Source organism: Mucilaginibacter sp. P4_G9 (assembly GCF_056400985.1).
Genome location: NZ_JBFUKF010000397.1, coordinates 1 through 4,549, shown reverse-complemented (window position 1 = coordinate 4,549; position 4,549 = coordinate 1). Strand labels below are relative to the sequence as shown.

General features: G+C 35.9%; 3 protein-coding genes. All 3 read left to right on the top strand.

Features of this window, described 5'->3' with window-relative positions:
• The first annotated feature begins 663 nt into the window (after nt 1-663).
• On the top strand, nt 664-1,557 hold the full coding sequence (locus tag AC1DPZ_RS22430) for a hypothetical protein (protein WP_477407638.1): 894 nt from the start codon (nt 664-666) through the stop codon (nt 1,555-1,557).
• Nucleotides 1,558-2,258: 701 nt separating this feature from the next.
• Nucleotides 2,259-3,074: a putative phage abortive infection protein gene (locus AC1DPZ_RS22425; protein WP_477407636.1), complete on the top strand. Its 816-nt coding sequence runs from the start codon at nt 2,259-2,261 to the stop codon at nt 3,072-3,074.
• Nucleotides 3,075-3,103: 29 nt separating this feature from the next.
• A partial coding sequence (locus AC1DPZ_RS22420) for an AIPR family protein (protein WP_477407634.1) occupies nt 3,104-4,549 on the top strand: 1,446 nt, incomplete at its 3' end.

Genomic DNA, 4,549 nt, shown 5'->3' with positions numbered 1-4,549 from the left:
CACTTAGTGCAATAACTTTTTAAACCATTTAACGAAGTAGAAAATTATGGAACTTGATTACAGCTAATTAAAATTGAACCCTAAAAAGCATAGTGTAAAAACTTGCTGGATAAAATAATTTAACATTATAAATTACTTTACTTAACACCGGCAGTTATTGAAGAATGCATAATGATTTAGCTTAAGCTGGATGAGAATCTCGGAATTAAGTACTGGAAACCGCGCTATAATACAATTTGTGGAAAAACAAAATATCTCGGTCGGTTTTAATTGGCAATTATATTCCTGAAATATGGGCGCTCGGTACCTTTGTATAGTATTACCCTTTCTTCTTCGGGTGTTAATTTGTTGTATTCCAGCTATTGTTTTAAAGAATATGTTGAAAGGTCTGCATGTAAATGCAATTGATGCCATAAAGTAAGACATAAGGCTACGATTGTCTTAGCTCTCTTTTGTTGATAAGCTATGTTTATGTCTTAAGGTTGGATTTTTATTTGATGTTATAAAGGATATATCTTAAGCAATTAATCCACTTAAATCATTTAGTTTATAAATAAATGGCTCTATTTTGACTCAATCCTTCGGAAACATCTATAATGGTCTTTCGATTTAGTATATTTAGACAACTTATAGTATGAACACCTAAATACTCACACAATCACTATGGAAGAACACATTGTCGACCTTACAAACTACATCAATCAGTTACAAGACTTCAAATTCCTAAATGTCTCCGATTCCTATATCTTAACCGCTGGTGATGTGGTAACGTTAAGTCAAGACAGTTCAAGAAATCTGACTTATAATAATATGGGAGCCACGTTGATCGATGGTATATTGCAAGCTGGCCTGAATTACCAATTTGTTGTAAAGCCCAGGGTGGATAACTTTAAACGTGATTATGCATATATAAAGACCACCTCTGATTTCCACAATCTTATACAAACAAGTGACCTTTCACATATTATTAACATGAATGGCCAAAAGCTTGACCGTATCAATCAACTGGTCAATTTATTATTAAAATATAAAATAGAAACTGAAGATGAGTTCTATAATTGGCTTCTTAAAAGCGAAAACATCATAATACTTTCCAATGTCAAAGGCATTAAAGAAAAGACGATTGATTACTTAAAGATTTTGGTTGGTTTTAAAAATACTGTTGCTATTGACGTTCGTATTAAGGCGTTTATCAAACTTGCCTGCACTAATTTAAATGAACCTACTTATGAATATGCTCATCTTTTATTAATGAAAACTGCTGAGAGATTAAACCTTACTCCTGCTAACCTTGATAATAGTATCTGGAATTATATGTCAAAGAAGGAAAAGGATATCACACAATGTAATAATGAAAGCCAGAATAAAGCAATTAAATTTTATGGTGCCTATTCAGATGAGCAATTAAAAAAATTATTAGCAATAGAGATGACTTCTAAAACAAACCAATCTATAACAGGTGAAGCATTGTTTAGCGAACTAAAGCGAAGAAATCCGCAAATTGAAGTCTGTGATTATAATGACGTCGATGCCGTCATAAAGTATTTGCAAAATTAATTTATTTACCACAAGCCTACGCTATCCTTTTCCCTAAGAAGTTGTTTAAGAGGGAAAGGATAGCTATGCTTGATGGCAGGGCGCATAGGCCTTTCACCCACCAGGAAGATATGTGTGATTCCCTCTTAAGCACCGCACAATATCACGCCAGGCTTCGTTTCGCTGCAATAAGCTTTCAGCACATTGCATCTCACCGCATCAAGGCCACCACTCTATTAAGATTCGCACATTTTTATTTCATTCCCTTACTCATTATACCACCCACAAAAAAATGTGCAGATCTTACCGGACCTTACTGATGCTGCCTGTCATGCTATTTGAGGGCGCAAAGTCGTTCATCACATGAGCTGTCTCTGTCTTTATATACCTTTCACTTATGCTGCGCTTTCACTTGGTCTATTCGACCAGGTGACACTTGCAACGCTCAAGATTTAATAAAGCCAGTCGCTCATTATAATTTTTGCTCACCTGCGTCTCGTCGAGGACTTCACAACTGTCATGGCGTTTGAAAGGCCAAGGCACAGCCCTAAAAAGTCAAACGCAACGCCAGTTTTTTGTGTGAAGCATTCTTTGTGGCCGCACTTCGTGCTACCTCCACAAAGATCCTCTCCTCTATTCGCAGGCGGCTCGCAGAGTATCTTGCGACTAATGAATAAAATCGATAAATTCGTCGAAACTAAACCTTTAAACAAAGTTTATAAATGGTACTTCTAAAGCCAGATCATGATATAGTTGATGTTCTTAGTGCTGTAGGTTCTTTAGCAACATTTGGTGCTTTCATCTTTCTGTTTGTTCAACAATATCAAAATAATAATGCTCAAAAGAGAACGGAAACACAACTCAAAGAACAACAAGATAAAAGTAATGTTAGCCAATTTGAAAGTTCCTTGTTCAATCTCTTAAACCTTTACAATCAGATAGTGGAGCAATTAGAATATCTGCGAACAAATCACATATTTGGCAATTCAAATACTACTCATGAAGTTGGAAAAAGAGTATTCAATCAAGCCTTCTACTTATTACGAGACATTTGCGAAGGACCTATAGAGTTTGAATACAATGAAGAACAGCAGAAAGAAACCAGTGACCGCTATGGCAAACGATCGATACAATCAAAAGAAGAAGCTAAAGAAAGAATCGTAGGTTTTTATCACTCCCATTATTATGATTTATTTGAATCCCTCCTTAATCATTACTTCAGAAACCTCTACCACATCTATAAGTACATAGACAAGTCAAAACTAATTGATGACAAACGAAGAAAATATTACGCGAGCATTGTAAGGGCTCAACTTTCTCAGAATGAACTCTACGTAATAATGTTTAACATGATAATTCAAGGATATGGATACCCTAACATGCTAATCCTCGACCGAAAATACGAAATCCTTAAGAATTTCAATCATTCAGCCCCACACCTTCAATATTTCTATGAACTATACCTGGAAATGAAGGAAGAGGTCGCTAAAGGCGCATTGAATGGTGTTAAAGCATTAAATGCCAAAAGTTCGGCATAAATATTATTTTTCATTATAACATTAGATAAATGGATCGCATCACTAAATCTTTACTTGAAGAGTTTGTTAAACAAAACGATTTAACCTCACTTGTAGAAGAAACCGCATTTGAACATTTTACGGGTTATCTCGTTACATCTAACCACTACACTGAAACATTCTCTTCAGAAGATATACATATCGGTGCTGGGGGGGACGGAGGAATCGACACGATTTCAATCATTGTCAATGGCTGCCTAGTTACCGATTATGTAGAAATTGAAGATCTTGCAGAAACAAATGGATATCTCGATGTAACATTAATCTTTAACCAAGCAGAGCGGTCAAGCAGTTTTGAGACCGCTAAAGTTGGACAGTTCAGTTTCGGAGTGATAGACTTTCTTTCAACAGAGCCTGCATTACCACAAAACAAGTATCTAAAGGCCAAATACAAGATAGTAAGTGAAATATTTAATAGGAGTGGTAAATTTAAAAAGGGTAACCCTCAATGCTATTTGTATTATTCAACTACCGGGAAATGGGTAAATGACACCAACTTGGTAGCACGAAAAGGTGCTGTTTTAGATGATTTAAGAGCGTTAACATTGTTCCGACGAGTTGAGTTTGAGTTCATAGATGCCGAGCGAATACAAAAACTCTTTAGAGAATCTAAGAATGCTATTTCGACTGAAATTAATTTCCCTCAAAAGACTGCTTTACCGGAATTGCCTAATATTGAACAGGCCTATATAGGCTTGCTGAGTTCGATTGAGTATCTCAAGTTGATTCAAAACAGCAATGAAGAAGTCATCACATCATTGTTTTATGATAATGTTAGACATTGGCAAGAATGGAATGCAGTCAATAAAGAGATAAAGGAAACACTTGAGGATGTGAACTCTAAGATTTATTTTCCATTACTAAACAATGGCGTAACAATCATAGCACGTCGGATAATACCTACCGGTAATCGTTTCGTTTTGGAAGATTATCAAGTTGTAAATGGGTGTCAAACTAGTTTCGTTTTGTACGAATCAAGGGCACATCTAACGGCAGATGTTTTAGTGCCAGTGCGCATAGTTGCGACCAAAGACGTTGACGTGCGAAACTCGATAATTAAAGCAACAAATAGGCAAACGGAGGTAACTCAGGAACAATTATTTGCTTTAGCTGACTTCCCTAAGAAGCTAGAAACATATTTTCCTACATATGAAGGTCCAAAACGATTATACTATGAGAGGAGATCAAGGCAATACAATTCTGATGAAACGGTTGAAAAAGTCAGAGTTATCAATATGACTACTTTGGTACGTGCTTTTGCGTCCGTATTTCTTGAAGTACCACACAGGACAACCAGAAACTATAAGGCCTTACTAAAGTCTATCGGAACAGACATATTTAATGTAGAACACAAATTAGAAATGTATTACGTGTCTGCATACTCATATTATAAACTTGATTATCTGTTCAGAGTTGGAGCCATACCTCCAGCGTTT